General features: G+C 66.6%; 26 protein-coding genes. 13 read left to right on the forward strand and 13 right to left on the reverse strand.

The window, feature by feature from the left end; genetic code table 11:
- On the forward strand, positions 1–139 hold a 139-nt coding region (locus OVY29_RS22090), incomplete at its 5' end, for a TorF family putative porin (protein WP_313912317.1).
- 164 nt (positions 140–303) lie between these two features.
- Positions 304–1779, forward strand: a complete 1476-nt coding sequence (creD, locus tag OVY29_RS22095) for a cell envelope integrity protein CreD (protein WP_081933050.1) — start codon at positions 304–306, stop codon at positions 1777–1779.
- 133 nt (positions 1780–1912) lie between these two features.
- Here the strand turns inward: creD and OVY29_RS22100 are convergent, their stop codons facing one another.
- From OVY29_RS22100 to OVY29_RS22115, 4 genes are all read right to left on the reverse strand, one after another.
- On the reverse strand, positions 1913–3061 hold the full coding sequence (locus tag OVY29_RS22100) for an alpha-hydroxy acid oxidase (RefSeq protein ID WP_037554852.1): 1149 nt from the start codon (positions 3059–3061) through the stop codon (positions 1913–1915).
- 143 nt (positions 3062–3204) lie between these two features.
- On the reverse strand, positions 3205–4470 hold the full coding sequence (locus OVY29_RS22105; protein ID WP_037554851.1) for an FAD-dependent oxidoreductase: 1266 nt from the start codon (positions 4468–4470) through the stop codon (positions 3205–3207).
- Positions 4460–6124, reverse strand: coding sequence for an amidohydrolase (locus tag OVY29_RS22110; RefSeq protein WP_037554850.1), 1665 nt, complete (start codon positions 6122–6124; stop codon positions 4460–4462). Before OVY29_RS22110 ends, OVY29_RS22105 begins: the two co-directional genes overlap by 11 nt.
- Positions 6121–6999, reverse strand: coding sequence for an NAD(P)-dependent oxidoreductase (locus tag OVY29_RS22115; protein ID WP_037554849.1), 879 nt, complete (start codon positions 6997–6999; stop codon positions 6121–6123). The genes OVY29_RS22110 and OVY29_RS22115 overlap by 4 nt, the downstream gene beginning before the upstream one ends.
- Positions 7000–7055: 56 nt before the next feature.
- Here OVY29_RS22115 and OVY29_RS22120 point away from each other — a divergent pair, with 56 nt between their 5' ends.
- Genes OVY29_RS22120 through OVY29_RS22130 form a run of 3 tightly spaced genes read left to right on the forward strand, consistent with a single transcriptional unit; the run spans position 7056 to position 9171 of the window.
- The gene (locus tag OVY29_RS22120; RefSeq protein WP_037554848.1) at positions 7056–8306 is read left to right on the forward strand and encodes a threonine ammonia-lyase; all 1251 of its coding nucleotides are present in this window, start codon (positions 7056–7058) and stop codon (positions 8304–8306) included.
- Complete coding sequence (locus OVY29_RS22125; protein WP_037554847.1) at positions 8303–8692, forward strand: acyl-CoA thioesterase; 390 nt, start codon at positions 8303–8305, stop codon at positions 8690–8692. Before OVY29_RS22120 ends, OVY29_RS22125 begins: the two co-directional genes overlap by 4 nt.
- On the forward strand, positions 8689–9171 hold the full coding sequence (locus OVY29_RS22130) for a GNAT family N-acetyltransferase (protein WP_037554846.1): 483 nt from the start codon (positions 8689–8691) through the stop codon (positions 9169–9171). The genes OVY29_RS22125 and OVY29_RS22130 overlap by 4 nt, the downstream gene beginning before the upstream one ends.
- Here OVY29_RS22130 and OVY29_RS22135 read toward each other — a convergent pair whose 3' ends face one another.
- The 4 genes from OVY29_RS22135 to OVY29_RS22150 all read right to left on the reverse strand — a co-directional run bounded on the left by OVY29_RS22135 (position 9172) and on the right by OVY29_RS22150 (position 12363).
- Positions 9172–9639 carry a MarR family winged helix-turn-helix transcriptional regulator gene (locus OVY29_RS22135; RefSeq protein ID WP_313912292.1) on the reverse strand — a complete coding sequence of 156 codons (468 nt, stop codon included), beginning with the start codon at positions 9637–9639 and terminating at the stop codon, positions 9172–9174. It lies immediately after the preceding gene.
- Positions 9623–10942 (reverse strand): S41 family peptidase, encoded by a 1320-nt coding sequence (locus OVY29_RS22140; protein WP_313912293.1) that lies wholly within the window; start codon positions 10940–10942, stop codon positions 9623–9625. Before OVY29_RS22140 ends, OVY29_RS22135 begins: the two co-directional genes overlap by 17 nt.
- Before the next feature lie 268 nt (positions 10943–11210).
- Positions 11211–11906, reverse strand: coding sequence for a class I SAM-dependent methyltransferase (locus tag OVY29_RS22145; RefSeq protein WP_313912294.1), 696 nt, complete (start codon positions 11904–11906; stop codon positions 11211–11213).
- On the reverse strand, positions 11899–12363 hold the full coding sequence (locus OVY29_RS22150) for an Rrf2 family transcriptional regulator (protein ID WP_313912295.1): 465 nt from the start codon (positions 12361–12363) through the stop codon (positions 11899–11901). The genes OVY29_RS22145 and OVY29_RS22150 overlap by 8 nt, the downstream gene beginning before the upstream one ends.
- A gap of 252 nt (positions 12364–12615) precedes the next feature.
- Between OVY29_RS22150 and OVY29_RS22155 the strand changes: the two genes are divergently transcribed.
- The gene (locus tag OVY29_RS22155; RefSeq protein WP_313912296.1) at positions 12616–13134 is read left to right on the forward strand and encodes a GNAT family N-acetyltransferase; all 519 of its coding nucleotides are present in this window, start codon (positions 12616–12618) and stop codon (positions 13132–13134) included.
- A gap of 142 nt (positions 13135–13276) precedes the next feature.
- Here OVY29_RS22155 and OVY29_RS22160 read toward each other — a convergent pair whose 3' ends face one another.
- The 4 genes from OVY29_RS22160 to OVY29_RS22175 form a co-directional block, all read right to left on the reverse strand.
- Positions 13277–14026 carry an esterase/lipase family protein gene (locus OVY29_RS22160; RefSeq protein WP_037554842.1) on the reverse strand — a complete coding sequence of 250 codons (750 nt, stop codon included), beginning with the start codon at positions 14024–14026 and terminating at the stop codon, positions 13277–13279.
- Positions 14027–14069: 43 nt separating this feature from the next.
- Positions 14070–15260, reverse strand: coding sequence for a PQQ-dependent sugar dehydrogenase (locus OVY29_RS22165; RefSeq protein WP_313912297.1), 1191 nt, complete (start codon positions 15258–15260; stop codon positions 14070–14072).
- Positions 15261–15429: 169 nt separating this feature from the next.
- On the reverse strand, positions 15430–16065 hold the full coding sequence (locus OVY29_RS22170; RefSeq protein WP_313912298.1) for a sigma-70 family RNA polymerase sigma factor: 636 nt from the start codon (positions 16063–16065) through the stop codon (positions 15430–15432).
- Positions 16065–16295 (reverse strand): NepR family anti-sigma factor, encoded by a 231-nt coding sequence (locus OVY29_RS22175; protein WP_037554839.1) that lies wholly within the window; start codon positions 16293–16295, stop codon positions 16065–16067. Before OVY29_RS22175 ends, OVY29_RS22170 begins: the two co-directional genes overlap by 1 nt.
- Before the next feature lie 172 nt (positions 16296–16467).
- Here OVY29_RS22175 and OVY29_RS22180 point away from each other — a divergent pair, with 172 nt between their 5' ends.
- Both OVY29_RS22180 and OVY29_RS22185 read left to right on the forward strand, forming a co-directional pair.
- On the forward strand, positions 16468–16872 hold the full coding sequence (locus OVY29_RS22180) for a BLUF domain-containing protein (RefSeq protein WP_052182162.1): 405 nt from the start codon (positions 16468–16470) through the stop codon (positions 16870–16872).
- A 141-nt stretch (positions 16873–17013) separates the two neighbouring features.
- Complete coding sequence (locus OVY29_RS22185) at positions 17014–17568, forward strand: sigma-70 family RNA polymerase sigma factor (RefSeq protein WP_313912299.1); 555 nt, start codon at positions 17014–17016, stop codon at positions 17566–17568.
- A 135-nt stretch (positions 17569–17703) separates the two neighbouring features.
- On the opposite strand, the gene OVY29_RS22190 is transcribed toward OVY29_RS22185, so the two are convergent.
- The gene (locus tag OVY29_RS22190; protein ID WP_037554837.1) at positions 17704–18498 is read right to left on the reverse strand and encodes a response regulator; all 795 of its coding nucleotides are present in this window, start codon (positions 18496–18498) and stop codon (positions 17704–17706) included.
- A 210-nt stretch (positions 18499–18708) separates the two neighbouring features.
- Between OVY29_RS22190 and OVY29_RS22195 the strand changes: the two genes are divergently transcribed.
- From OVY29_RS22195 to OVY29_RS22215, 5 genes are read left to right on the forward strand one after another with little or no spacing between them, the layout of a single operon-like run.
- Positions 18709–20250: a sensor histidine kinase gene (locus tag OVY29_RS22195; protein WP_037554836.1), complete on the forward strand. Its 1542-nt coding sequence runs from the start codon at positions 18709–18711 to the stop codon at positions 20248–20250.
- 53 nt (positions 20251–20303) lie between these two features.
- Positions 20304–21554 (forward strand): putative DNA modification/repair radical SAM protein, encoded by a 1251-nt coding sequence (locus OVY29_RS22200; RefSeq protein WP_313912300.1) that lies wholly within the window; start codon positions 20304–20306, stop codon positions 21552–21554.
- The gene (locus OVY29_RS22205; RefSeq protein WP_313912301.1) at positions 21551–22978 is read left to right on the forward strand and encodes a UdgX family uracil-DNA binding protein; all 1428 of its coding nucleotides are present in this window, start codon (positions 21551–21553) and stop codon (positions 22976–22978) included. The genes OVY29_RS22200 and OVY29_RS22205 overlap by 4 nt, the downstream gene beginning before the upstream one ends.
- Positions 22978–23991: a ligase-associated DNA damage response exonuclease gene (locus OVY29_RS22210; protein WP_037554833.1), complete on the forward strand. Its 1014-nt coding sequence runs from the start codon at positions 22978–22980 to the stop codon at positions 23989–23991. The genes OVY29_RS22205 and OVY29_RS22210 overlap by 1 nt, the downstream gene beginning before the upstream one ends.
- Positions 23988–25640 carry a cisplatin damage response ATP-dependent DNA ligase gene (locus OVY29_RS22215; protein ID WP_313912302.1) on the forward strand — a complete coding sequence of 551 codons (1653 nt, stop codon included), beginning with the start codon at positions 23988–23990 and terminating at the stop codon, positions 25638–25640. Before OVY29_RS22210 ends, OVY29_RS22215 begins: the two co-directional genes overlap by 4 nt.
- Positions 25641–25817 lie beyond the last annotated feature (177 nt).

Here is a 25817-nt window from a genome sequence, read left to right on the forward strand (position 1 = left end):
GCTCGGCGCGTCCTTCGCCGCCGGCCCGCTGACCTTCTCGGCGCAATATATCGATACCGATGTTAAAAAGACGGGCGTCAAGGCCGTCGATACGCTTTACGATCCAACCGTGGTCTTTACGCTCGGCGCATCTTTCTGATGCCCTAGCGGGTCGGCGACCACGCGCGAAGGGGACGGCTTCGGGGGAGGCCGTCCCCTTTTTCGTGCGCGAAAGCGCGCGGCGCTTCGCCGCAAGCGGCTTGACGGTGTTCGATGAACCGTGCAAATCCGTCGACGAGTTGAAGAAGACGGAGACGATCGCCCATGCCTCAGACTCCTCAATCCCCCCAGACTGTTTCGGTTCCGCCGGTTCCTCCGGCCCGCGGCGAGCGTAGCCCGGGCGTCAAGCTGGTCATCGCGGTGCTGATCGCGGTCGCGCTGATGGTCCCGCTGCTGATGACCTATGGCCTGCTATGGGATCGCCAGCAGCAGGCCGAAACCGCGCAAGCCTCGATCGGGCAGGGCTGGGGCGGGCAGCAGACGATCGCCGGCCCGGTGATCGTCATTCCCTATCGCGCGGCCGAAACGACGACGGTCAACGAAAATGGCAAGGATGTGACGCGGACGGTCGACACGATCCGCAACCTCTACCTCTCGCCGCAGTCGAACAAGGCCGACGTCGTCATCAAGCCTGAGCGGCGGAAGAAGGCGATTTACGAGACCGTCGTCTATGAAAGCCAGATCGCGGGGAGCGCCGATTTCGTGCTGCCCGCCGATATCGCGCGCTATGGCGTGACGCGTGAGGCGTTGATGCTCGACCGCGCCGAAGTGCGGCTGGGCATCAGCGACGCGCGCGGGCTGGTCGACGGCAACAGTTTGACCGTCGACGGCACCCCGCTCGCGCTCCAGCCGGGAAAAGGGCTGCTCTCGACGGGCAATTCGGGCACTTTCGCTTTCGTCGACTGGAGCGGCGCGGCGCCGATGAAGGTCGATTACCGGATCGGCGTGCGCGGGCTCGGCGATTTCAAACTGATCCCGCGCGGGGTCGACACGCGCTGGACGGTCAAGTCGAGCTGGCCGAACCCGAGCTTCGGCGGCGACTTCCTGCCCGCGAAGCGCGAGGTGACGGCGAGCGGTTTTACCGCGACCTATGCTGTGCCCAATCTCGCGCTCGGACAGGCACAGGTGCTGACCGGCGATCTATCGCCGCCGGTCGCGACGAATTACGGCCCGCGCGAATCCTATAGGGAGCCGGTGCCGGTCGAGGTGACGAGCAACAGCGGCGGCGGAAGCGAGGCATCGGGCGGCACCGCAAAAGCGGTCGCGATCAGCCTGATCGAGCCCGTCGACCTCTACAGCCAGGTCGATCGCAGCATCAAATATGGCTTCCTGTTCATCGGCTTCACCTTCGTCGCCTTCTTGATGTTCGACATCATCGCGGGCGCGCGCGTCGCGCCGGCGGAATATCTGCTGACCGGTATCGCTTTGGTGCTGTTCTTCGTACTGCTGCTGGCGTTCGCCGAGGTGATCGGCTTTACCTTCGCCTATATGGTCGCATCGGCGGCGATCATCGGGCTGCTCGCTTTTTACAGCGCGGCGGTGCTGAAAAGCTGGAAGCGCGCGCGCTTCCTCGCGGCAATGCTGATCGGGCTCTACGCGCTGCTCTATGTCCTCCTGAACCTCGAAGCCTATTCGCTGCTGATCGGTTCGGTGCTGATGTTCTTCGCCCTCGCCGGGGTGATGTATATGACGCGGGGCATCGACTGGAGCGGGATCGGCAAGAAGGAGACGGTGGCATAGCTTCTATCCTCCCTGTCGCGTAGCGATGGGGAGGTGGCAGCCCGCAGGGCTGACGGAGGGGCTGCAACCGTGCGGCCCCTCCACCGCCTTCGGCGGTCCCCCTCCCCACGGCTTCGCCGCAGGGAGGATCATTTTACCGCCACCGCAAATTATGGGGACCGAGATCCGCGAGGGTCCTGGCCCCCATCAATTTCATGCCGCGTTCGATCTCGGCGCGGAGCTGCGCGATCGCGCGCGCGACGCCGTCCTCGCCCGCCGCCGCGAGCGCATAGAGATAGAGGCGGCCGCCCGAGCAGGCCTTGGCGCCGACCGACAGCGCTTTCAGCACATGCGTGCCGCGCGTGATGCCCCCGTCGCAGATCACCTCGACCTTGTCGCCGACCGCGTCGACGATGTCGGCGAGCGCGTCGAAGGGCGCAATGCTGCCGTCGAGCTGTCGCCCGCCGTGGTTCGAGACCATGATCGCACTCGCGCCGATGTCGACCGCGCGCTTGGCATCCTCGACCGCGACGATGCCCTTGAGGCAGAAGGGACCGTCCCACTGTTTGCGGATCGCCTCGGAGCGCTTCCAGTCGACGCTCTGGTCGAGCATCGAGGTGAAATATTCGGCGACCGATTTGGGGACGCTCGATCCTTCGGAGACGTGCGTCGCAAGATTGGGCAGGCTGAACTTTTCGCGGAGGACATAGTTCAGGCCCCAGCCGGGTTTGGCAGCATAGGAGAGCATGTTGCGCGCGGTGAAGCGCGGCGGCGAGGTGAAGCCCGAGCGCAGGCAGCGTTCGCGGTTGCCGCCGACTATGGTATCAACGGTGAGCGCGACGGCGTCGAACTTCGCCTCGCGCGCAGCGTCGAGCATCGCCCGGTTGAGCCCTTCGTCATGATGGACATAGAGCTGGAACAGCTTGGGGGCGCCCGTCAGCGCGCCGGCTTCGGCGAGGCCGATCGTCGCGAGGCTTGAAATGCCCGCGACGGTGCCCGCGTTCGCCGCGGCGCGGAGCACCGCGCGCTCGCCCTGCCAGTGGAAGAGCCGCTGGAGCGCGGTCGGCGACAGGAAGAGCGGCATCGCGATCTCGCGCCCGAACAGCGTCGTCTTCATGTCGACGCTTTCAACGCCGGCGAGCACGCGCGGGATCAGGTCGCAGCCGTCGAACGCTTCGCGATTGCGGCGGCGCGTGACCTCGTCGTCGGCGGCGCCGTCGATATAGTCGAACACCGGCCAAGGCAGGCGCCGCTTCGCGAGCGCGCGGAAATCGTCGATATTGTGGCAGTCGGTCAGGCGCACGCTAAACTTACCTCCCCAAATCGTCATCCCGGCGAAGGGTGTTCAGAGGCACGTGACTATGAAACACGATCTCACCCTCTCGGTTTGCCGCCCCGGCGAGATCCCGACCTTCGCCGGGATGACGAGCAAGAGGGCTGGGCTCATCAGAACACCGTCCGCGCCGCGACCGTGCCCTTGGTCGCAAAGCTGAAGCGCGGTTCGACCGCGAGGTTCGCGTCGAGGATATGCGCGGCGACGCGCTTGCCCACCGCGGGGCCGTTCTTGAAGCCGTGCCCCGATCCGCCGCCGACGAGCCACACGCGTTCCTGCCCCGGGAAGCGGTCGATCAGATAGTCGCCGTTCGAGCTATTCTCATATTGGCAGACCCGCCCGCCGAGCAGCGGGGCGTTGGCGAGCCCGGGGAAGCGCCGCGCGACATAGGCGCGCGCTTCGGCGATGCCGGCGGGGGTGAGCTGGCGTTCGAGCGTGTCGGGGTCGATGACCGGACCGTGCGTGTCGAACGCGATCTTGAACCCCGCGCCTTCGAGGTCGGGGATACCGTAGACGATGCGGCCGTTGTTGAAGTCCGCCCACACCGGAAGTTCCTGCGGGGCAAAACGCGTGTCTCCCTGTGGCGCGCCGAAATGATAGACTTCCTGCCGCGTGGCGACGATCTTGTTCATCAGCTGCTGCGGGAAGAGTTCGGCGATCCACGGACCCGCGCAATAGACGAGATGGTCGGCGGTGCCGCCGTCGGGGAGCGTGTGGCGCTTGATCCGCTTCGAAAAGAGGGGCGCGGGCATGACGACGCGCTCGACCTCGATCTGGGCGTCGGCGATCACCTCCTGCACCCCGCGCGCGGCGATCAGCGCCCCCGCCTCGGTTTCGAGGATGCCGGTTTCGCCCTGATAGAATTGGATCTGGCGATATCTATTCTGAAGCCAGCTGACGTCGCCATGCTCGTGGCCGACGCGGTTCGCCTGCAACCAGGCGAGCGATTGCGCGGTATAGGTCTCGCCCTGCGGTGCGAACCAGAGCACGCCGGTGTTGTGAAAGATCGGCGCGCTCGCGGTGTCGGAAAGCTCCTTCCAATATTTAAGCGAGTCGCGCGCCATCTCCGAATAGAGCGCGTCGGCGCCATAACCCATGCGGATGACGCGGCTCGTCCCGCCCGACGAACTGCGCGCGTTGCCCGCGCCATAGGCGTCGAAGAGGCGCACCGACCTGCCCGCGCGGAGGAGGTGCCACGCGGTCCACGCCCCGAACACGCCCGCGCCGATGATCGCGACGTCGACATGCTGGACCTTGGGCTTTGCCGGTTTGCGCTTTTTCGAGCGGCGTTCCTTGCGCTCGGCCGCCGCCGCGCTCGCCGCGACCGGCAGCGCCGCGAGGCCGGTCAGCAGCGCGCGGCGCGAAGGACTATCGGCCAACGGTCGCGCCCTCCTTCTGCTTGTAATAGCGATAGCCGCCGACCCAGGTTTCGAGTGGTACCATGCGGCGGATCTCGTCGGGGCTGGCGAGCAAAGGGTCGGCGTCGACGATCAGGAAGTCGGCGCGCATCCCGGGCATCAGCGTGCCGATGCGGTCCTCGGCGAAGCCTGCATAAGCCGCGGTGCGCGTGAAGCCGTCGAGTGCGGTCTCGCGGCTGACCGCCTCCTCGGGGCGCCAGCCGCCGAAGGGCTCGCCCTTCGCATCGGTGCGCGAGATGGCGGCGGCGATGCCGGGGAAGGGGTTGGCGCTTTCGACCGGGACGTCGGAGCCGAAGGCGAGGCGGACGCCCGCATTCTGGAGGCTGCGCCACGCATAGGCGCCCTTCAGGCGATCGGGGCCGAGGCGCGCTTCGGCCATCACGCGGTCGCTCGGCTGGTGGATCGGCTGCATCGAGGCGATGACCTTGAGCTCGGCGAAGCGCGCGATGTCGGCGGGGTCGATGACCTGCGCATGTTCGATGCGCCAGCGTCGCTCGCCGGGAAGATCGGCGGTGAGGTCGGCGATCGCGGCGAGCGCCTCGGCATTCGCCGCATCGCCGATCGCGTGGATCGCGACCTGGAACTTGTCCATCGACGCGCGCACCATCTTGTTGCGAAGCTGCGCCGGGGTGAGGAGAGGCAAGCCCTTCTGCCCGGGCGCGTCGGCATAGGGCGCTTTCAGCCACGCGCCGCGCGAGCCCAAGGCACCGTCGAGATAGAGCTTCACCCCGACCATCCGCAGCCGGTCGTCATAGAGCCACGGCGTCGGTTCGGACCCGGCGATGATCGCCATATTGTCGATGTCGCCGCCATAGGAGAGGATACGCACCGCGAGCTGTTTCTTGTCGCCCGCGCGGCGAAACGCCTGCCAGTCCTGAATGGTCGTGCCCATGTCGGCGATCGTCGTGATGCCCTGTTCGAGCAATTTCTGCTGCGCCAGATAGAGCGCGCGGTCGAGGTCGCGCGCGAGCGGTTTGGGCTTGGCGCTGTCGACGAGGCGCATCGCGGCGTCGACGAAGACGCCCGACGGCGTGCCACCCGCCATTTCGATGCGGCCGCCCTCGGGCGACTTGCTCGCGGGGGTGATCTTCGCCGCCGCCATCGCGGCGCTGTTCGCCCAGCCGGCGTGGCCGTCGACGCGTTCGAGCCAGACGGGGCGGTTCGGCACCGCGGCGTCGAGATCGGCGGCGGTCGGGAAGCGGCCAAGGCCCCATTTCTCCTGATTCCAGCCCGACCCGATGATCCACGGCATTTCGGGATTTTCGGCGGCATATTTGCGGATCGCCGCCTGCGCCTCGGCCAGGCTGGTCGTGTCCGAAAGGTCGAGCAGCATCAGCTGGAAACCCAGCCCCATGACATGGCCGTGCGCGTCGATCAGCCCGGGGATGAGGGTCTTGCCCCTGCCGTCCTGCTTGAAATCGGGGCGTTCGGGGCGCTTGTCCTTGCGGTCGAGCAGCTGCTTCACCTTGCCCTCGGTATCGATGACGAGGCCGGTGAAGCGGACGAGCTTGCCGTCCTTGTCGAGCGTAATGCCGTTGACATTGTCGATCAGCGTGTCGGCGTGCGCGGGGGCGGCGAGGGTGAGGGCCAAAGCGGCCAGCAGGAGGCGCTTCATTTCGGCAACCGCGTCACGAGCGAGCTCGTATCCTTTCGGCCGCCGCCGGCCCTTTGTACATCGGCGTAGAATTGGTCGACGAGGCTGGCGACGGGCAGCGTCGCGCCGTTGACGCGCGCTTCGTCGATCGCGAGCCCCAGATCCTTGCGCATCCAGTCGACCGCGAAGCCGAAGTCGAACTCGTCCTTCGCCATCGTGCCCCAGCGGTTGAGCATCTGCCAGCTCGCCGCCGCGCCGCCCGACACCGCCTCGAACACCTTGTCGGTGTCGAGCCGCGATGCCTGCGCGAAGCGCAGCGCTTCGGAAAGGCCCTGGATCACCCCGGCGATCGCGATCTGGTTGACCATCTTCGTCGTCTGCCCCGCGCCGGGGCCGCCGATATGCACCATGCGCGCGGCATAGGCCTGCATCACCGGCGCGGCGGCATCGAACGCGGCCTTGCTGCCGCCGCACATGATCGAGAGCGTACCGTTCTGCGCGCCCGCTTCGCCACCCGAGACGGGAGCGTCGAGGCAGAGCAGGCCGAGCCCGTCGGCCTCGACCGACAGCTGGCGCGCGATGCGCGCCGAAACGGTGGTGTGATCGACGAACAGCGCGCCCTTCTTCATCGCATTGAACGCGCCGTCGCGGCCGAGCGTCACCTGCGCGAGATCGTCGTCGTTGCCGACGCAGGTCAGGACGACATCGGCGTGCTTCGCGGCCTCGGCCGGGGTCGCTGCCGCGGTTCCGCCATGCTGCCCGACCCATGCATCGGCCTTGGCGCGGGTGCGATTATAGACGGTGAGGTTATGGCCCGCCTTGACGAGGTGGCCTGCCATCGGTCCGCCCATGACACCTGTACCGATGAAGCTGATACGCAATTTTCGTTCGCTCATGCGCAGTCCATAGCATTGTTTGCTTCGTGCGCCAGATGGGCTAGGGCGCTTCGCCTATGACCGATCAACTCACCCTGACCCCCGCCGCCGATTTTCCGGCGATCACATTGGACGATGTGCGCGCGGCGGCGGGGCGAATTAACGGTGCGGTCGTGCGGACGCCGACGCTGCATTCGCAGACGCTTTCGGAGCTGGTCGGCGCCGAGGTGTGGCTGAAGTTCGAGAATCTGCAATTCACCGCCGCATACAAGGAGCGCGGCGCATTGAACGCGCTGCTGCTGCTCGACGACGAAGCCAAGGCGCGCGGCGTGATCGCGGCGTCGGCGGGCAATCATGCGCAGGGGCTCGCCTATCATGGCAAGCGGCTCGGCGTGCCGGTCACGATCGTGATGCCGAAGACGACGCCGCAGGTGAAGGTGTCGCAGACCGCGAGCCACGGCGCCGAGATCGTGCTGTTCGGCGAGAAGTTCGACGACGCCTCGGCGCATGCGCGCGTACTCGAGAAAGAGCGCGGACTGACCTTCGTCCATCCGTTCGATCACCCGCATATCGCCGCGGGGCAGGGGACGGTGGCGCTCGAAATGCTCGAGGATGTGCCCGAACTCGACACGATGATCGTGCCGATCGGCGGCGGGGGCCTCCTCACCGGCATGGGCACCGCGGCGCGCGGGATCAAGAACGACATGCGGCTGATCGGCGTGCAGGCCGAGCTTTATCCGTCGATGTATGCCGAACTCAACGGCGTCGACATGGCGTGCGAGGGCGACACGCTCGCCGAAGGCATCGCGGTCAAGGAACCGGGCGTCTATACGCGCAAGATCGTCGCCGAGCTCAACGACGACATCGTGCTCGTCGCCGAGCGCCATCTCGAGCGCGCGGTCAGCCTCCTGCTCCAGATCGAAAAGACCGTCGTCGAGGGCGCGGGCGCCGCGGGGCTCGCAGCGATGCTCGCGCATCCCGAGGAGTTCAAGGGCCGCAAGGTCGGTCTCGTGCTCACCGGTGGCAATATCGACACGCGGCTGCTCGCCAACGTGCTCTTGCGCGACCTCGCGCGGTCGGGCCGCATCGCGCGGCTGCGCATCCGGTTGCAGGACCGGCCGGGCGCGCTGTTCAAGGTGATGAAGCTGTTCGACGAGAAGCAGGTCAACATCATCGAAATCTATCACCAGCGCATCTTCACGACGCTCCCTGCGAAGGGGCTGATCACCGACATCGAGTGCGAGGCGCGCGACCGCGAACATCTCGACAGCCTCGTCGCCTCGCTCCGCGATGCGGGTTATATGGTGACCACCGTCGAACTCGCATGAGGGAGTTCACGCTCGAACTCACGGCAACGCCCGAGAGCATCGACGAGCTCGGCCATGTCAACAATGCCGTCTGGGTCCAGTGGATCCAGCAGGTTGCGACGGGGCATTGGAATGCCGCGGCGCCTGAGGCGCATAAGGACGCCTATATCTGGGTCGTGGTGCGCCACGAGATCGACTATCTGCGCGCGCTCGGCCCCGGCGAGACGGTGACGGCGCGGACCTGGGTCGCCGACAAGCCGCAGGGCGCGAAATTCGACCGCTTCATGGAATTCACGGGGGCCGACGGAAAGGTGCATGTGCGGGCGCGGACGGTGTGGGCGCTGCTCGACAAGGCGAATGGGCGGCCGCTGCGCGTGACCGATGCGATCCTCGCGCCGTTTCAATGATCATCCGGCCCGCCACGCAAGCAGACGCCCCTGCGATCTGGGCGATCCTCGAACCGGTGATCCGCGCCGGCGAGACCTATACGCTGGGTCGCGACATGCGCGAGGCCGACGCGCTCGCCTATTGGTTCGGCACGGACAAGGAGGTGTTTGTCGCCGAGGCCGATGGCGCTATCCTCGGCACCTATTATCTGCGCGCCAATCAGGCGGGGGGCGGCGCGCATGTGTGCAATGCGGGCTATATGACGGGCGCGGCGGCGACGGGGCGCGGGGTGGCGCGGGCGATGTGCCTCGATTCGATCGAACGCGCGAAGGCGCGGGGCTTTCGCGCGATGCAGTTCAATTTCGTCGTGAGCAGCAACGCCCGCGCGGCCCGGCTGTGGCAGTCGCTGGGGTTCGAGGTGGTCGGGCGGCTGCCGGGGGCGTTCGCGCATCCGACCGAGGGTTTCGTCGACGCGCTGGTGATGTTCCGGACGCTGTGACTATTCTCTGAAGCGTTCGCCGAGCGGTTTGGCATCGAGCGCTTTCAGCGCCTTCGATATCGTTCCGTGGACGTCGCCGACCTCTGCGAAGAGCGTGCGATAGACCTTGCTTATCCGCACGCTATAGGCGTCGATGCGAACGAGCTGGTCCCGGCCGGCATCGGTCAGCCGGAATAGCTTGCGCCGCGCGTCGGCGGGGTCGGCGTGCTGGGTGATCAGGCCGAGGCGGAGCAGCGCGGGGCATTTCTGGACAACCAGCTGGTGCGACTGGCCGAGCGCGCGCGCGAGGTCGGCGGCCGAGGCTTCGCCGGCCTTGCTGAGCGCGGTGAGCAGTGAGCAGGACCGCACCGGGACGGTGATGCCCGCCTGGTCGAACAGCGGACGCGTCTGTTCCTCGATCCGGTCGCTCAACGCTTCGCTGAGGCGGCCGAGGAAGGTGATGTCGTCGAGATCAGTCGAGGCGGGCATAGGTTTGGGTCGTTCCGTCGCGGTTGATGCGTTCGAGGGCGGCGACCTTGCCGCCTTTGCGCACGATGCGAAAGCGGAAGTCGCGCACGCCCTCGATCGCGAGCAGGCCGCCGCCGAGCGGTTCAAGGGCCAGGCGGAGGCGCTCGCGCCAAGTGTAGAGCAATTTGCCGCCCACAAGGTCGATCCGCCGTCCTTCGTAGCGGCCGGCGATGGCCTTGAGCGCGGCGGGGGTCGGCTGCGGGCGTTCGGCAAGTTCGGGCGCGAACCAGTCGGCGTCGGCCCGTTTCGCCGGATCGGCCTTGGCTAGATCGGCGAGGGCGATGCGGTGCGCGACGGCGAGCGCGTCGGCGGATGCGACCTGATGATCGGGCGTGACGCCCTGCCCCTCGAAATCGCCGCGGTCGACGGGGTCGCGGATCTGGCCGATCGGGACCTGCACGAAAAAGTCGGTGCCGACGGGCTTGCGGTCGACCGGATGCGCCCCGCCCGCCGTGCGTTCGCCCACCAGCGTCGCGCGGCCGAGTTTCTTGAGCGTGTAGGCGAACCATTCGGCGGCAGAGAAGCTGGTCGAGCCCGTGAGGACATAGACGGGTTTGCCGGTCAAGCGTTTTGCAGGCAGCGCGGGGAGCACCCATTGGCCGCGCTCGACGCGGCGGCCGTCGAGCGTGTAATCATAATCGAACAGCTCCTGATCCTTGTCGCCCGGGAAGAGCTGGCTCGCGAGCAACTGGGCCATCTCCAGATGGCCGCCATTGTTATAGCGCAGGTCGTAAATCACCGCGTCGCCATTCTCGATAAAGCGCATCGCCGCCGCCGCGGCGTCGTAGCCGGGTTCGGGGTCGGCGAAATGCGACAGGTCGACATAGGCGATGTTGCCGTCGAGGTAGCGAAGCCCGGCGAAACCGAAATTCTTTCGAATCTCTTCGCGCCGTTCGGCCTCGCGCAGCGCGGCGGCGCGCACGGGGTCCTGCTTCGCGGCATAGTCCGCGACCCATACGGGATCGACCCCGACCGCGAAATGCAGGTCGCCCGACGCGGCGATCAGATCGTCGGTCAGCTCGCGCGCGAGGGCGGGGCGGTCGCGCGCGGCGTCATAGTCGCCGGCGTCGAGATGGCGGCGCAAGGTTGCGGCGATCGTCCTGGCCTTGTCGGGGTAGACATAGTTCGTCTCCAGCGTCTGGCCGAGTTGCTCGACCACCGCCCGCCGGTCGGCGGCCGAGAGCGGGGCTTCGTCCGTCGCGGCAACGGTCGCCAGCCATGCGGTCGTGGCGGCGAGAAGGAGGGGCCAACGCTTGTCGTTCATCCGAATTCCTGTCTGTCATGCGAATCATACAATATATTGCGCAATATATTGTATATATGGACGGCGCAAGCGGGCCTCGATGATCGAGGCGGCGCGAAGTGCAGGAGCCATTGGTGGAGAACGGGTTTAGGAATAGGCCGTTCGGGGGCGGTGACCGGACCTTTCAGTTCCGTCATCCCGGCGAAGGGTGTTCAGAGTCACGCGCCTCCGGACACCCTTCGCCGGGATGACGATGGAAAGAATGTCGTATTCCGGCCATTACACCCCTTCACGCATATCCCACCCAGCCGCGCCAGGTGAAGGCGGCGTAGAATTGTTCGACCCCGGTGAAGCCCGCGGCATGCAGCACCGCCTCGTCGGCTTCGGGGCTGAGCATCGCGACGTGGGTCGCGACGGCCTCGCGGCCCTTCGCCACCTGATCCGGATCGCCGCCCGAGGCGATGGCAAAGGCGGCGTAGCGGTCGAGCCAGCGGTCGCGTTCGTCGGCGCCCTGCGGGAAGCTGCCGTGCGCGGCGACGAAGGGCGCGCCGGGTTTGAGGCGGGCGCGGATTTCGGCGGCGGTGCGGATGCGTTCTTCGGTATCGAGGAAATGGAGCGTGAGCAGGCAGGTCGCGCCGTCGAAGGGGCCCGCCGGAGCGTCGTCGATATAACCCTCGACGAGCTCGGCGCGGTGTGCGTCTGCGCCCATCACCTTGGCGGCAAGGTCGAGCATCGGCCCCGCGGGATCGACGCCCGTGAAGCGCCAGCCGGGATGCGCCTCGGCCATCGCCTTCATCTCGCTGCCGCCGCCCGCGCCGAGGACGAGGATATGCGCATCGATCGGGACGCGCTCGGCGAGGAGGAGGCCCGTCATGCGGTGGAGGCCGTCGAGACCGGGAACGAAGCGGCGCGGCCCTTCGGTGTAGCGCGCGACCGCCTCGGGGTCATTGAAGCTGTCGAGGAAATGCCGGGCGCCTTCAGCCATGGATATGCTCCTGCGTCGTGGGGGAGAGGGAGCGCGCGGCCATGCGCGCATGGAAATCGGCGGCGAGCTGCGCGAGCGTGACCTCGCCAAAGCGCGCGAGCAGCAGCGCTTCGGCGTCACGGAAGCTGGTGTCGAGCGCCGCGTTGACCGCCTGTTCGACGAGGCAGCCGGGCGCTTCGGTGCGGTTGCCCATCGCCATCAGGCTCGGCCGACCGATCGCGTTATAGACATCGCGCATCGTGATTTCGGCGAGGGGCTTTGCGATCGTCCAGCCGCCGCCATGACCCTTTTCGCTGTGGACGAAACCTGCGTCGCGCAGCCCGCCGAGAGTGCGGCGGATCACCACCGCGTGCGTCTGCATCGCCTTCGCAAGCTGATCCGACGTCATCGGCGTGCCCGTTTCGGCCATATGGAGGAGGACGTGGAGCACGCCCGAGAGTCGGCTGTCGCGTTTCATGTAACTTTAAATAGTGCGTGAAATGCGATCGTCAAGACGCGGGATTGACCGCGGGCGGCGGAGCCGTTAGCCACAGCGCCGATGACCAACGACCGATCCACCCGATTCAAGGCGTATTGGCGCTCCTTTACATAGGAGCGGCATGGCATCACCTGTGACCATCGCCGCCGTGACCGGAAGGCGAATGGTTGTCATCACATCATCAGACCAGAACCCCCGGCCGCGGCGCGCGCTTTTTGAAGAAGACGCGACATGACCGATACTTTGCTTGCCCTGTCGACCGCCCATTGCCGCATCACGCCGCTGCTTGCCGACGATGCCCGCGCGCTCGCCGCGATCACCGACGAGACGGTGACCTCGCGCGTCCATTTCCTGCCCGCGCCCTTCACCGAAACCGATGCCCGCGCGCTGATCGCGGGATCGGGCGGCGGCGACGTGTTCCATGCGGTGCGCGACGAGCACGGCCTCGATCTCAACGGCGTCATCGGCGTCCACCGCCGCGCGCGCGACGAATATGAGATCGGCTACTGGTTCGCGGCGCGCGTGAGGGGCAAGGGGATCGCGACCGAGGCGGTGCGCGCGGTGGTCGAGGCGCTCGCCGCGTCGCTGCCGGGTGCTTCGATCGTCGCCGAATGCCACCCCGACAATGACCGCTCGCGCGCGCTGCTGCGCCGGATCGGTTTCGTGTCGACCGGACGCCCGGGGAAACGTCCGGGGCGGATGCTGATGAGCTGGCGCGCGGCACCGGCTTGGCGCATAGACGTGTGCTGAGCGATCCTCCCTGTCGCGAAGCGAGGGGGAGGTGGCGGCGGCGTAGCCGCTGACGGAGGGTCGATGGCGCCATCGTCGCGGCCCCTCCACCACTCGCTTTCAGCGAGCGGTCCCCCTCCCCATGGCTTCGCCACAGGGAGGATCAGTCTGCCGCTGATACCTCTTCGGTCAGCGCCTTGACGATCGCGGCGACCGAAGTCGGCGCATAGGCGAAACCCATATGGCCGCAGTCGACCTCGACCTGCCGGTCGCTTTCGTGCGGAAGGCCGCGCGCGCTGTTCACCGCGACGACGCCGTCATGCTTCGACCAGAGCGCGAAGGTCGGCATTTCGGGGCGCGGTGCGGGGTGGAAGTCGATTGGCGGATTGTCGACCGGATGGCGCGCGATCAGGTGATAGAGGCGCCACGCCCGGTTGGCGCGGCGGCTGCCCGAAAAGGGCGAACCCAGCGTGACGACGCGCGCGACCTTGTCCGGATGATGCTTCGCATATTCGCGCGCATAGATGCCGCCGAGCGACCATCCCACCAGCGCGGGGGCATAGCCGGTGCGGTCGATGATCCACTGGACGCGGGTGTCGATGCGCTCGATGATGTCGGCGGTCGCGCCGCGGTTGAAGCCGAGGCCCCAGGCGTAGCAGCGGAAACCTGCGCGGCGGAGGTCGGCGCGCAGCGCCTTGGTCGCCCAGTCGCCCGAAAGGAAGCCGGGGAGCACCATCACCGGCGGATGCTCGCTGTCGGGGTTGGGCTCGGGCGGCAGCGGGCGGATGCGGCCGCCGATCGCGCGCGCCAGCGACCCGATCTCGCGCCATAGCAAGGTCAGCGGCGGCGGCGCGTCGGGATCGGGGACGCGCGCGGGCCATTCGGCGCGCCGGGTGAGGAATCCGCGGATCATGGGAGCGATATAGGGATGCTTGCGCCGGGGCGAAAGCCGCGGGCTATTTCTTCGGGACCAGCTTCACCAGCTTGCCGTCCTCGCCGTCGGTGAGCAGCCAGACCGTGCCGTCGTCGCGCACCTCGACCTCGCGTATACGCTGGCCGAAATCCCAGCGGTCGGACTTGTGGAGCTTGTCGCCGTCGATGGCCATGCGGATGAGGCCTTCACCAGAGAGCGCTCCCATCAGCAGGCTGTTCTTCCAGCCCGGGTAAAGATCGCCGCCATAGAAGGCGAGCCCCGCGGGCGAGATCGCCGGGTTCCACCACAATTTCGGCGCCGCGAATTCGGGGCGCGTCACATGGTCGGGAATATCCTTGCCGTCATAATGATCCCCGTTCGAGACGATCGGATAGCCGTAATTGGCCTTCGCCGCGACCAGATTGACCTCGTCGCCGCCCTTCGGCCCCATTTCCTGGTTCCAGAACTTGCCGGTCGCATCGAAGGCGAGGCCAAGGATATTGCGGTGGCCGAGCGACCAGATTTGCGCCGTGACGCCGCCCCCGTCAGGCTTTGAAGCGTCGGCGAAAGGATTGTCGGCGGGAATGCTGCCGTCGGGATTGAGGCGGACGATCTTGCCGAGATTGGCCTTCATATCCTGCGCCGGATCGAACTTCTGACGCTCGCCCGATCCGATGAAGAGATATTTGCCGTCGGGGGAGAAGATGAGGCGGTGCGAATAATGGCCGCGGCCCGTCACCTTGGGATCCTGTTTCCAGATGATCTGCAGTCCTTCGATCCGCGGCGCCGCGCCCTGGACGAGCTTCGCCTTGCCGACGACGGCGCCGGCGGTATTGCCCGTCCCGGCCTCGACCCAGCTCAGATAGATGGTGCCGGTCGCGGCGAAGTCGGGCGCGACGATGACGTCGCCGAAGCCGCCCTGACCGCCGTAAGCGACGGTGGGTACGCCCGCGACATCCTGCGTCGGGCCATTTTCCTGCCACAGCTTCAATTTGCCCGATTTCTCGGTGATCAGCGCAGCGCGGGTGCCGGGGATGAAGGTCATCGCCCAGGGTTCGTTGAAATCGGCGATTTCCTGCACGGTGAACGGCGCGTCGGCGAGTGGCGTCGCGGGATGATCGCCCGACGCGTCGAGCTTGGCGGTGTCGGCTGGCGCCGCTTCGGTCGCGGCGGGCGCCGAGCAGGCGGCGACGGCGAGCGCGATGATCGGGGCACAGAGCGAAAATTTCGGCATGTCAAAGGCTCGCTTGGCTGGGGAAGACAGCTCGTTCTGACGCGGCCGATGCTCGATGTCGAGTACCCTCAATCCGTTTGCCCTGAGCTTGTCGAAGGGTTGTTCCTTTTGACGCCGCAAGAAGGATGGTGCTTCGACAAGCTCAGCACAAACGGCGAGGGACAAGGGGTCAGCGATTCGCCGCCTCGCGTCGCGCGGTGATCGTCTCGACGCTGTCCATAATCGCGTCGACCGCCTCGCTCGACGGCGGCGCGTCGGCGCGCTTTTGCGAGAATTGGCCGCTGTTCATGATTTCCTCAAGCGCGGCGCGCGCGCGCGACACGCGGCTCTTCATCGTTCCGAGCGCGCAGTCGCAGATGCTCGCGGCCTCTTCATAGGACAGACCGCCCGCGCCGACGAGGATCAGCGCCTCGCGCTGGTCCTGCGGCAATTCCATCAGCCCGCGCTGGAGGTCGGCCATTTCGCCGCTGTCTTCCTGGTTCGCGGGGGTCGACATGGTGCGCTCGACCGCGGTCTCGTCATATTCGCCGACGAACTTGTTGCGGCGCATTTGCGACAGGAAGGTGTTGCGCAGGATGACGAAGGTCCACGCCTTGATCGAGGTCCCGCGCTCGAACCGATCGCGCGACGCCCACGCCTTGACCATCGTATCCTGCGTCAGATCGTCGGCGAGGTCCGGGTTGCCCGAAAGGCTGCGGCCATAGGCGCGCAGATGCGGAATGACGCCGGCGAGCAGTGCCTTGAATTCGCTGTCCGACAGGGTGTCGGCCTGCGGCTGCGACGCAGCGGCGGGGGTTCCGGTCATTATTGCTTCGGGCTTTTCTGATCGAGCTGGGACAGAAGGTCGAGCATGTTGTCGGGCAATTGTTCGGAGACGATATTGCCATAAATCATGCGCAACTTGGCGCTCACCGGTTCGGGCGCCTGCCGCCCGGTCAGGGTGCGATGCCACTGGTCGCCGTGCGTTCCGGGGAAGCTCCCCTGCGCGCGGCGCGGCGCGTCGGCGCCGGGCGGGAGAGTGCCCTTTCCGTTCATCCTGTCATTGCCTTGCGTAGCCATGCGAGAGCAACGAGGAAAAGGGCCGCAGGTTCCACGACTTCTGTTTTTTGCGACGAACGCGTTGCCAAGAAACCACACCGGCTCTAAGCGAAGGGATGTGAGGGGTCACGCTTGGCCCGCCCTTGGCCGGTCTTCGGGAGACGACCAGTTGCTTTCCGTTACATATGTGAGTGTCGCCGATCCGTTGATCAGCGACGAGGATATCGTTGCGATTCTCGTTTCGGCGCGTCGCAACAATGCGCGCGACGAGTTGACCGGGGCGCTTGTCTATAACGGCCATAATTTCCTCCAGCTTCTCGAGGGGCCGGACGACCGGGTAGAGGCCTGTCTTGCGGTCATCAGGGACGATCCGCGTCACAGCGGCATGGTCGAAGTGCGGCGCCGCGCCGTCGAGACGCGCGATTTCGGTGAATGGGCGATGCTCTATGACCCGCGTTTCGAATGGCGGGGCGATGGCTTGGCGCGGCTCGCGGCCAACGGTCGGATCGATGCGCAGGACGAGCGGATATTCGCCAATTTCATGGCGCTGGGGCGCCGCCCGCGCGTCGGGTAACCGGGCGGGCGCTTGCAATGCCACCCCAACCCGCTAAGCCGTTCATGATATGACCAGACATCGTCACGCAAAGGTTTTTTTATCAGCGACGTAACGCCTCAACCGCTCGACGATGCCAGCTTCAAGCGTGAATTGGCCGCGATGCTACCGCATCTGCGCGCGTTCGGGCGCAGCTTGTGCGGCAACGCCGACCTCGCCGACGACCTGGTGCAGGAAACGATGCTGAAGGCGTGGAAGGCGCGCGCGCAATATATTCCGGGGCCCGCCAGCATGAAGAGCTGGGCTTTCGTCATCCTGCGCAACTGTTTCCTGTCGCAGATGCGGCGCAAGAAATTCACCGCTGAATATGACGAGATGGCGGCCGAGCGGCTGCTCGTCGCGCCCGACGATCAGGACGACAGCCTGCACCTCGCCGACGTGCAGCGCGCGCTATTGTTGCTGCCCGTCGACCAGCGCGAGGCGCTGGTGCTGATCGGCGCGGGGCAATTATCCTATGAGGAAGGCGCGGCGATCTGCGGTTGCGCGGTCGGCACGATGAAGAGCCGCGTGTCGCGCGGCCGCGCCGCGTTGCAGGCAATCCTCGAAAGCGGCGAAATGCCGCGTCGCAGCGCCGACGAGATACCGTCGAGCGAAGCGTTCCGGTCGATCATGGAGAATGTCGACCATCTGACCGGTGGCGGGCCTTCGCCCGATTGAGACGCTTTTTCGACTGACGTCGGAAACGGCATCGGCCCGCTCCCCCTCCCGGCCTCCCATTTCAGGATACGCTGTTGGGAGGCCGGGAGGGGTGGGAGGCCGGGAGGGGGAGCGGGCCGGTGCCGTCCTTATGCGTTACGCCGCAAGCTGCGGCGTGAAGAGCAGGCTCTGGCTGATCGCGGCGCGCACCGTATTCTCGCGGAACGGCTTCGAGATCAGGAAGGTCGGCTCGACCCGTCCGCCGGTGAGCAGCCTTTCGGGAAAGGCGGTGATGAAGATCGCCGGCACCGGCGCGATCGCGAGAATGTCCTGCACCGCATCGATACCCGACGATCCGTCGGCAAGCTGGATATCGGCGAGGACGAGGCCGGCGTCGGTTTCCTCGAACGCCGCGACCGCGTCCTCATGCGTCGTCGCGATCCCCGCGACGCGGTGGCCGAGGTCGCGGACGATCTGTTCGAGCTCCATCGCGATCAGCGGCTCGTCCTCGATGATCAGCACCGAGGTGGGCGATTCGCGGTCGAGTTCGCCGACCGCGTCGGCGAGCAGCGTCTCGACCGTCGGCTGATCGGTGCCGGTGATCAGCCCGGCCTCCTCGACCGAAAACCCCTCGAGCGCGGTGAGCAGCAATATCTGCCGGCCGAGCGGGGTGAGCTGCACGAGGCGCTGGTGTGCGGCGCGGACCAGCGGATGCTCTTCGTCGTCGCGGCCTTCGCCATCGTCGATATAGGCGCTTTCCCAGATGCGGTGGAAATTGCGGTAGAGGTCGATCCGCGTGCCGTCGCCGCTGTGGAATTCGTGCGGAGCGGCAACGATGACTTCGAGGGTGGTATGGACGAAATTGTCGCCATGCTGCTGGCTGCCCGTCAGCGCGCGCGCGTAGCGGCGCAGATAGGGAAGATGGCCCCGAATTTCCTCACCCAATGTCATCAAAATACCTCCCTCTTGGTGAGCAATCATACGCGTGCCCGCGCGGGTCGGTTCCCTCGACGGATGCCCAAAAAGCGATACGCCGGGCTGCAACTTGTCGCGCGCTAAAGCGTAGATTCAGCCGGGACGCCAGAGAGCCGCGGTGTAAGTGGGCGGAATGCCGCCACTTTCTTGTTGCGCGGCAAGGATGCTTTTGTAGGGACCATATCGATGGCAGAGCGGCGGCCCGGGGAATATAGCGATGGGGCGGCATCGCATGGCGGCGGGGGACGGGAATTGGCGGACGGGGGCAGCGAAGAGGCAAAAAGGGCCGAACGGCTGCGCCTCGAAACGCTTCGCGAATATCGCATCATGGATACGCCGCCCGAAGCGGCGTTCGATCGCGTGACCAAGATGGTCGCCGACCTGTACGGCGTGCCGATCACGCTGGTATCGCTCGTCGACGATTGCCGCCAGTGGTTCAAATCGGCCCACGGGCTCGACGCAACCGAAACGCCACGCGAGATAAGCTTCTGCCAATATGTCGTCGCCGAGGGGCAGCCCGTAGTGGTGACCGACGTGTTGGGCGATCCGCGCTTCCGCGACAATCCGCTCGTCACCGGCGACCTCCATGTCCGCTTCTATGCCGGCGTGCCGCTCCGCGCCTATAATGGCGCGATCCTAGGGACGCTGTGCCTGATCGACCGCGAGGAGCGGGCACCGTTGACCGCCACCGAACTCGAACGGCTGGAGGATTTTGCCGGGATCATCATGGCCGAGGCCGACCTGCGCCGTATCGTCGGCGAACGTGACGAAGCGAAGCGAACGCTCGAGCGCGCGCTCGACTTTTCGGGCATCGCAACCTGGCGCTACGATGCCCGCACCGGCGCGATCCAGTGGAGCGGCGCGGCGGCCGAACTCTGGGGCGCCGACTATGCGACCGCGCTTGGGCATGTCGACGACTTCTTCGACCGCCTCCATCCCGACGATCGCGACGCAGTCCGCGGCGTGCTCGGCGATTCGGTGGCGCATGGCGCGCATTATGCGACCGAATATCGCATCCAGCACCCCGAACGCGGCGTGCGCTGGATCGCGGTCCACGCCGACTGGGATGTCAGGACCGACGACGCGATCCTGACCGGGGTCAGCATCGATATCACCGAACAGAAAAGCCGGCAGGAAAACGCCAATCTGCTGATGCGCGAACTGCACCACCGGATGCGCAACCTGTTCGCGACGGTCGGCGCGATCATCTCGCTCACCCGCCACGCGGCGCGCGATGTCGACGATTATGTCGAGCGGATCAGCAGCCGGCTCGACGCGCTCAACCGCGCGCAGAACGTCCTGCTCGGCGCCAATTTCATGACGGGGTCGATGCACGCGCTGATGCGCGAGGTCGAGGCGGCCTTTCCGCGCATCCGCTGGTCGGGACCCGACCTGCTGCTTCCCGAAAACGCGCTCGTCGCGATGGCGCTTTTTTTCAACGAGCTCGCGACCAATGCCGCGAAGCATGGCGCGCTGACCGGCGCGAATGGTCAGGTCGAGGTGAGCTGGACGCAGGAGGCCGAGGGCAGCGACGATCGCCGGTTCCGCCTGACCTGGGCCGAAAGCGGCGGCGATCGCGCGGTCGTCGCGCCCGACCGCACCAGTTTCGGCACGCTGCTGATGGAGCGCAGCGTCAAGAACAACCTCGGCGGCACGATCGAACGGCACTGGGAACCCGGCGGGCTGGTCGTCGACATCACGCTCCCCGCGCGGTGGCGTGAGGCCTGAGACTTAATCTGGACTATTTGTTCTTACTATGTTCCCATGCTAGCCATGGGGGCATGTCCGCCAAAACGATTCTCGAAAAACTGGCCGTGCTCGCCGATGCGGCGAAATATGACGCGTCGTGCGCCTCGTCGGGGACGGTCAAGCGCGATTCCACCGAGACAAAGGGCATCGGGTCGACCGAGGGCATGGGAATCTGCCACAGCTATGCGCCCGACGGGCGGTGCATCTCGCTGCTCAAGATCCTGCTCACCAATTTCTGCATCTACGACTGCCGCTTCTGCATCAATCGCGCGTCGAGCAATGTCGAGCGCGCGCGCTTCAGCCCGCAGGAGGTCGTGCGGCTGACGCTCGATTTCTACAAGCGTAACTATATCGAGGGGCTGTTCCTCTCCTCGGGCATCATCCGTTCCGAAGATTATACGATGGAGCAGCTGGTCGAGGTTGCGCGCATCCTGCGCGAGGAGCATCGCTTTGCCGGCTATATCCATCTGAAGACGATCGCGGGCGCCGACTCGGGGTTGATCGCGCTCGCGGGGCTTTATGCCGATCGCCTCTCGACCAATGTCGAATTGCCGACCGAAGAAGGGCTGTCGAGTTTCGCGCCCGAGAAGAAGTCATGGGCGATCCGCAAGACGATGGCGGCGGTGCGGGTCGGGGAGGCCGATGCGATCGAGGCGGCGAAAAGCCGGCTGATCGGCAAGGCGAAGCCGCCGCGCTTCGCGCCCGCGGGGCAATCGACGCAGATGATCGTCGGCGCCGACGCCGCGCGCGACGACGATATTTTGAAAACCGCGAGCAATCTTTATTCGGGCTACCAGCTCCGCCGCGTCTATTATTCGGCGTACAGCCCGATCCCCGACGCGAGCCGCGACCTGCCGCCGGTGCGCCCGCCGCTGATGCGCGAGCATCGGTTGTATCAGGCCGACTGGCTGCTGCGCTTCTATGGCTTCGAACGCGCCGAGATCATGGAGGGGGCGACCGGCGGCATGCTCGACCTGAACATAGATCCCAAGCTCGCGTGGGCGCTCCAGCGGCGCGAGGCGTTTCCGGTCGACATCAACCGCGCGCCGCGCGAACTGCTGCTGCGCGTGCCCGGGCTCGGCACGCGCGCGGTCGACCGCATCGTCGCGGCGCGGCGGCTGGGCAAGCTCGGGCTCGGCGATCTCGCCAAGCTCACCGCCTCGGTGAAGAAATTGCTGCCCTTCATCGTCACCCCCGACTGGCGGCCGGGCAAGCTCACCGACAGCGCCGACCTCCGCGCGCGTTTCGCGCCGAGGGCGGAACAATTGGCTTTGGCGCTGTGAGAGAGGTCGTCTTCGCGGCGCCGGGCGATTTCGCCGAATGGCGGAGCGCCGCACGCGGCTTGCTCGCGAACGGCGTAGCGCCCGAGGACGTAAGCTGGTGCGACAGCGCGGCGGGCGCATCGCTGTTCGGCGAGGCGGCCGCTCCGGCGCGCGCCGGCGCGGTGGCGCTGCCGCGCGAACTGCTCGAAATCGCCGAGCGCGTGATCTGCCACCGCGACCCCGAAGTCCCGGCGCGGCTCTACCGCATCATCTGGCGCGCGGCGCGCGACCGCCTGCTTCTGGCGCGGACGACCGACGCGGATGTCGACTGGCTCCGCAAGGCCGACAAGGCGATTCGCCGCGATGTCCACAAAATGCACGCTTTCGTGCGCTTCCGGCGCCTCGGCGAAGAGGCGGGGCGCGAGCGGTTCGCCGCCTGGTTCGAGCCGGCGCACCGTATCGTCCGGCTGACCGCGCCTTTCTTTCAGCGGCGCTTCACCGGGATGGACTGGGTGATCGTCACCCCCGATGCGCGCGCGATCTGGCATGGTGAGACGCTGGTCTACGGCCCCGGCGGCACAAGGGACGAGGTGCCCGCCAGCGATGTCGTCGAGGATCAGTGGCGCACTTACTATGGCGCGATCTTCAACCCCGCACGCGTGAAGGTCGACGCGATGCGCGCCGAGATGCCGAAAAAATACTGGAAGAATTTGCCCGAAGCGCAGGATATCGCGCCGCTGCTCGCGGGCGCCGAGGCGCGGGTGGAACGCATGCGCGAAGCGGCCGTTTCCATGGCGAACCCCCTGACCGACAAATGGCGGACGCGCGTGCCCGACGAACTGGCCCTCGATGATAATGTGACCACGCTGGACGGACTGGCGAAGGCGATCGACCGCTGCACGCGCTGCCCGCTCTATTGCAACGCGACGCAGGGCGTGGCGGGCGAGGGGCCGGAAGCGGCGCGCATCATGCTGGTCGGCGAACAGCCGGGCGACCAGGAGGATTTGCAAGGGCGGCCCTTCGTCGGCCCGGCGGGGCAGGTGCTGGACGAGGCGCTGGAAGAGGCGGGGCTCGACCGCACGCGATTGTTCCTCACCAACGCGGTCAAGCATTTCAAGTTCGAGCCGCGCGGGAAAAGGCGGCTGCACCAGAATCCGACGACCGGCGAAATCGATATCTGCCGCTGGTGGCTCGACAAGGAACGCGCGCTGGTGAAGCCCGACCTGATCGTGACGCTCGGCGCGAGCGCGCTGCGCGGGGTCACCGGCAAGAGCGCGAGCATCAAGTCGATGCGCGGCGCTGCGCACGAACTCGAAGGGGGGACGAAGCTGATCGCGACGATCCATCCCTCCTTCCTGCTCCGGATGCCCGACCGCGCGCGTGCGGCGGAGGAGCGAGAGGCATTCGTCGCCGACCTGATCCGCGCGCGAAAGCTCGCCGCCTGATGGCGAAGGCCAAGACCTGGGTCGAGCCGCACCCGGGCGGCATCTATGTGAAGCCTGCCGATCTGTGGATCGACCCTTCGCGCCCGGTCGAACGCGCCGCGGTGACGCACGGCCATGCCGACCATGCGCGCAGCGGCCATGGCGCGGTGTTCGCGACCCCCGAGACGCTGGCGATCATGGCGCTGCGCTACGGCGTCGATGCCGAGGCGAGCCATAATCAGGCCTTCGTTTACGGCGACGGCTTCGAGCGCGGCGGGGTGCGTTTCAGCTTCCACCCCGCGGGGCATGTGCTCGGCAGCGCGCAGGTCTTGATGGAATATGCGGGCGAGCGGATCGTCGTGACCGGCGACTACAAACGCCGCCCCGACCCGACCTGCGTGCCGTTCGAGGTGGTGCCGTGCGATATCTTCGTCACCGAGGCGACCTTCGGCCTGCCGGTGTTCCGCCACCCGCCCACGTCGGACGAGATCGCCAAGCTGATCGGCGCGGTGCGCGCCGAGCCCGACCGCAGTGTGCTCGTCGGCGCCTACGCGCTCGGCAAGGCGCAGCGCGTGATCGCCGAACTGCGCGGCGCCGGATGGAGCGCGCCGATCTATATCCACGGCGCGCTCGAGAAGATGTGCCAGCTTTATGCGGTGCACGGCGTCGACCTCGGCGAACTGCGGCTGGTTTCGGAAACCGAGAAGGCCGAAATGGCGGGACAGATCGTGCTGGCGCCGCCCTCGGCGCTCAACGATCGCTGGTCGCGGCGGCTGCCCGATCCGGTGACCGCGATGGCATCGGGCTGGATGCGGGTGCGCCAGCGCGCGCGGCAGCGGATGGTCGAACTGCCGCTGGTCATTTCGGACCATGCCGACTGGGACGAGCTGACGACGACGATCGCGGAGGTGAACCCGAAGGAAAGCTGGATCACCCACGGCAGCGAGGACGGCCTGCTGCGCTGGTGCGAGTTGACGCAGCGTAAGGCACGCGCGCTACACCTGGTGGGCCGCGATCTGGAGGAGGAAGCGTGAAGCGCTTCGCAGCCCTGATCGACCGGCTGATCTATACGCGCTCGCGCAATACGAAGCTCGCGCTCATCGTCGATTACCTCCGCCACACCCCCGATCCCGATCGCGGCTGGGCGCTCGCCGCGCTGACCGAGAGCCTCGATTTTCCGGCGGTGAAAGCGGGGACGGTCAGGGCGTTGCTTGCTACGCGGGTCGATGAGGAATTGTTTCGCCTGTCGCGGCATTTCGTCGGCGATACGGCGGAGACGGCGGCGCTGCTGTGGCCTGAGTCTGAAAAGCCCCTCCCCTTCAGGGGAGGGGTTGGGGTGGGGTCTAGCAGCGTAGCGCCGGCTTTCGAAACCCCACCCCCAACCCCTCCCCTGAAGGGAAGGGGCTTAACAGTGTCCGAAGCCGTCGATGCGCTCGCCGCCACGAGCCGCAGCGACGCCCCCGCGGTCGTCGCATCCTTGCTCGACCGGCTCGACGCCGACGGGCGCTACGCCTTGCTCAAGCTCGCGCTCGGCGGGATGCGCGTCGGGGTGTCGGCGCGGCTCGCCAAACAGGCGTTCGCGCAGGCGTTCGACGTGCCCGTCGACGATGTCGAGGAGCTGTGGCACGCGATCCCCCCGCCCTATGCCCCGCTCTTCGCGTGGGGCGAGGGAAGGGCGGAGCGGCCCGACCTGAAAGACGTCGCTTTCTTTCGCCCCTTCATGCTCGCGCATCCCCTGGAAGGGGAAAGCGTCGACCTCGCCGATTATGCGGCCGAGTGGAAATGGGACGGGATCCGCGTCCAGATCGTCCATGGCGGTGGCGAGACGCGCATCTACAGTCGCGGCGGCGAGGAGATCAGCGGCGCCTTCCCCGAACTGGTCGCGGCTTTCGATCAGGACGCGGTGATCGACGGCGAACTGCTCGTGCGCGGCGAGGTGCAGGGGGGTGAGGCGGCGAGCTTCAATGCGCTGCAGCAAAGACTCGGGCGCAAGACGGTGTCGAAGAAGATGCTTGCCGATTATCCGGCTTTCGTGCGGGTATATGACTTGCTCGCGGTCGACGGCAACGACCTGCGCGGCCTGCCATGGACCGAGCGGCGGCGCCAGCTCGAAGCCTTCGTGCCGCGCCTCGTCGACAGCCATTTCGACCTGTCGCAGGTGATCGAAGCGAACGATTTCGACGATCTCGCCGAGCGCCGCGCGGGTGCACGTGATGCCGCGATCGAAGGCGTGATGCTCAAGCGCCGCGATGCGCCCTATGTCGCGGGGCGCCGCGCCGGTCTCTGGTATAAATGGAAGCGCGATCCGCTGATCGCCGACTGCGTGATGATGTATGCGCAGCGCGGCAACGGCCGCCGTGCGAGCTTCTATTCGGACTATACCTTCGGCTGCTGGTCCGACGCGGGCGAACTGCTCCCCGTGGGCAAAGCCTATTCGGGCTTCACCGACGAGGAGCTGAAATGGCTCGACAAGTTCGTGCGCGACAACACGCTGAATCGCTTCGGTCCCGTGCGCGAGGTCGAAAAGTCGCTGGTGCTCGAAGTCGCCTTCGATTCGATCCATGGCAGCAAGCGCCACAAGTCGGGGCTGGCGATGCGCTTCCCGCGCATATCGCGCATCCGCCGTGACAAGCCCGCCGAGGAAGCCGACCGGATCGCGACCTTGCAGGCGATGGTGACTTAAAAGCCCCTCCCCTTCAGGAGTATCAGGTGAAACGTCCGGGGGACGTTTCACCTGATACTGGGTTGGGGTGGGGGCCATCGGCCTTGCGCAAGTCCGATGGCCCCCACCCGCTGCGACTAGGGAACAAGTTCCCAAGTCTCGCTGCCCTCCCCTGAAGGGGAGGGTGTCATAAGGAGA

Origin of the sequence: Sphingopyxis sp. SE2, from assembly GCF_032227185.1 — a bacterium.
Lineage (GTDB): Bacteria > Pseudomonadota > Alphaproteobacteria > Sphingomonadales > Sphingomonadaceae > Sphingopyxis.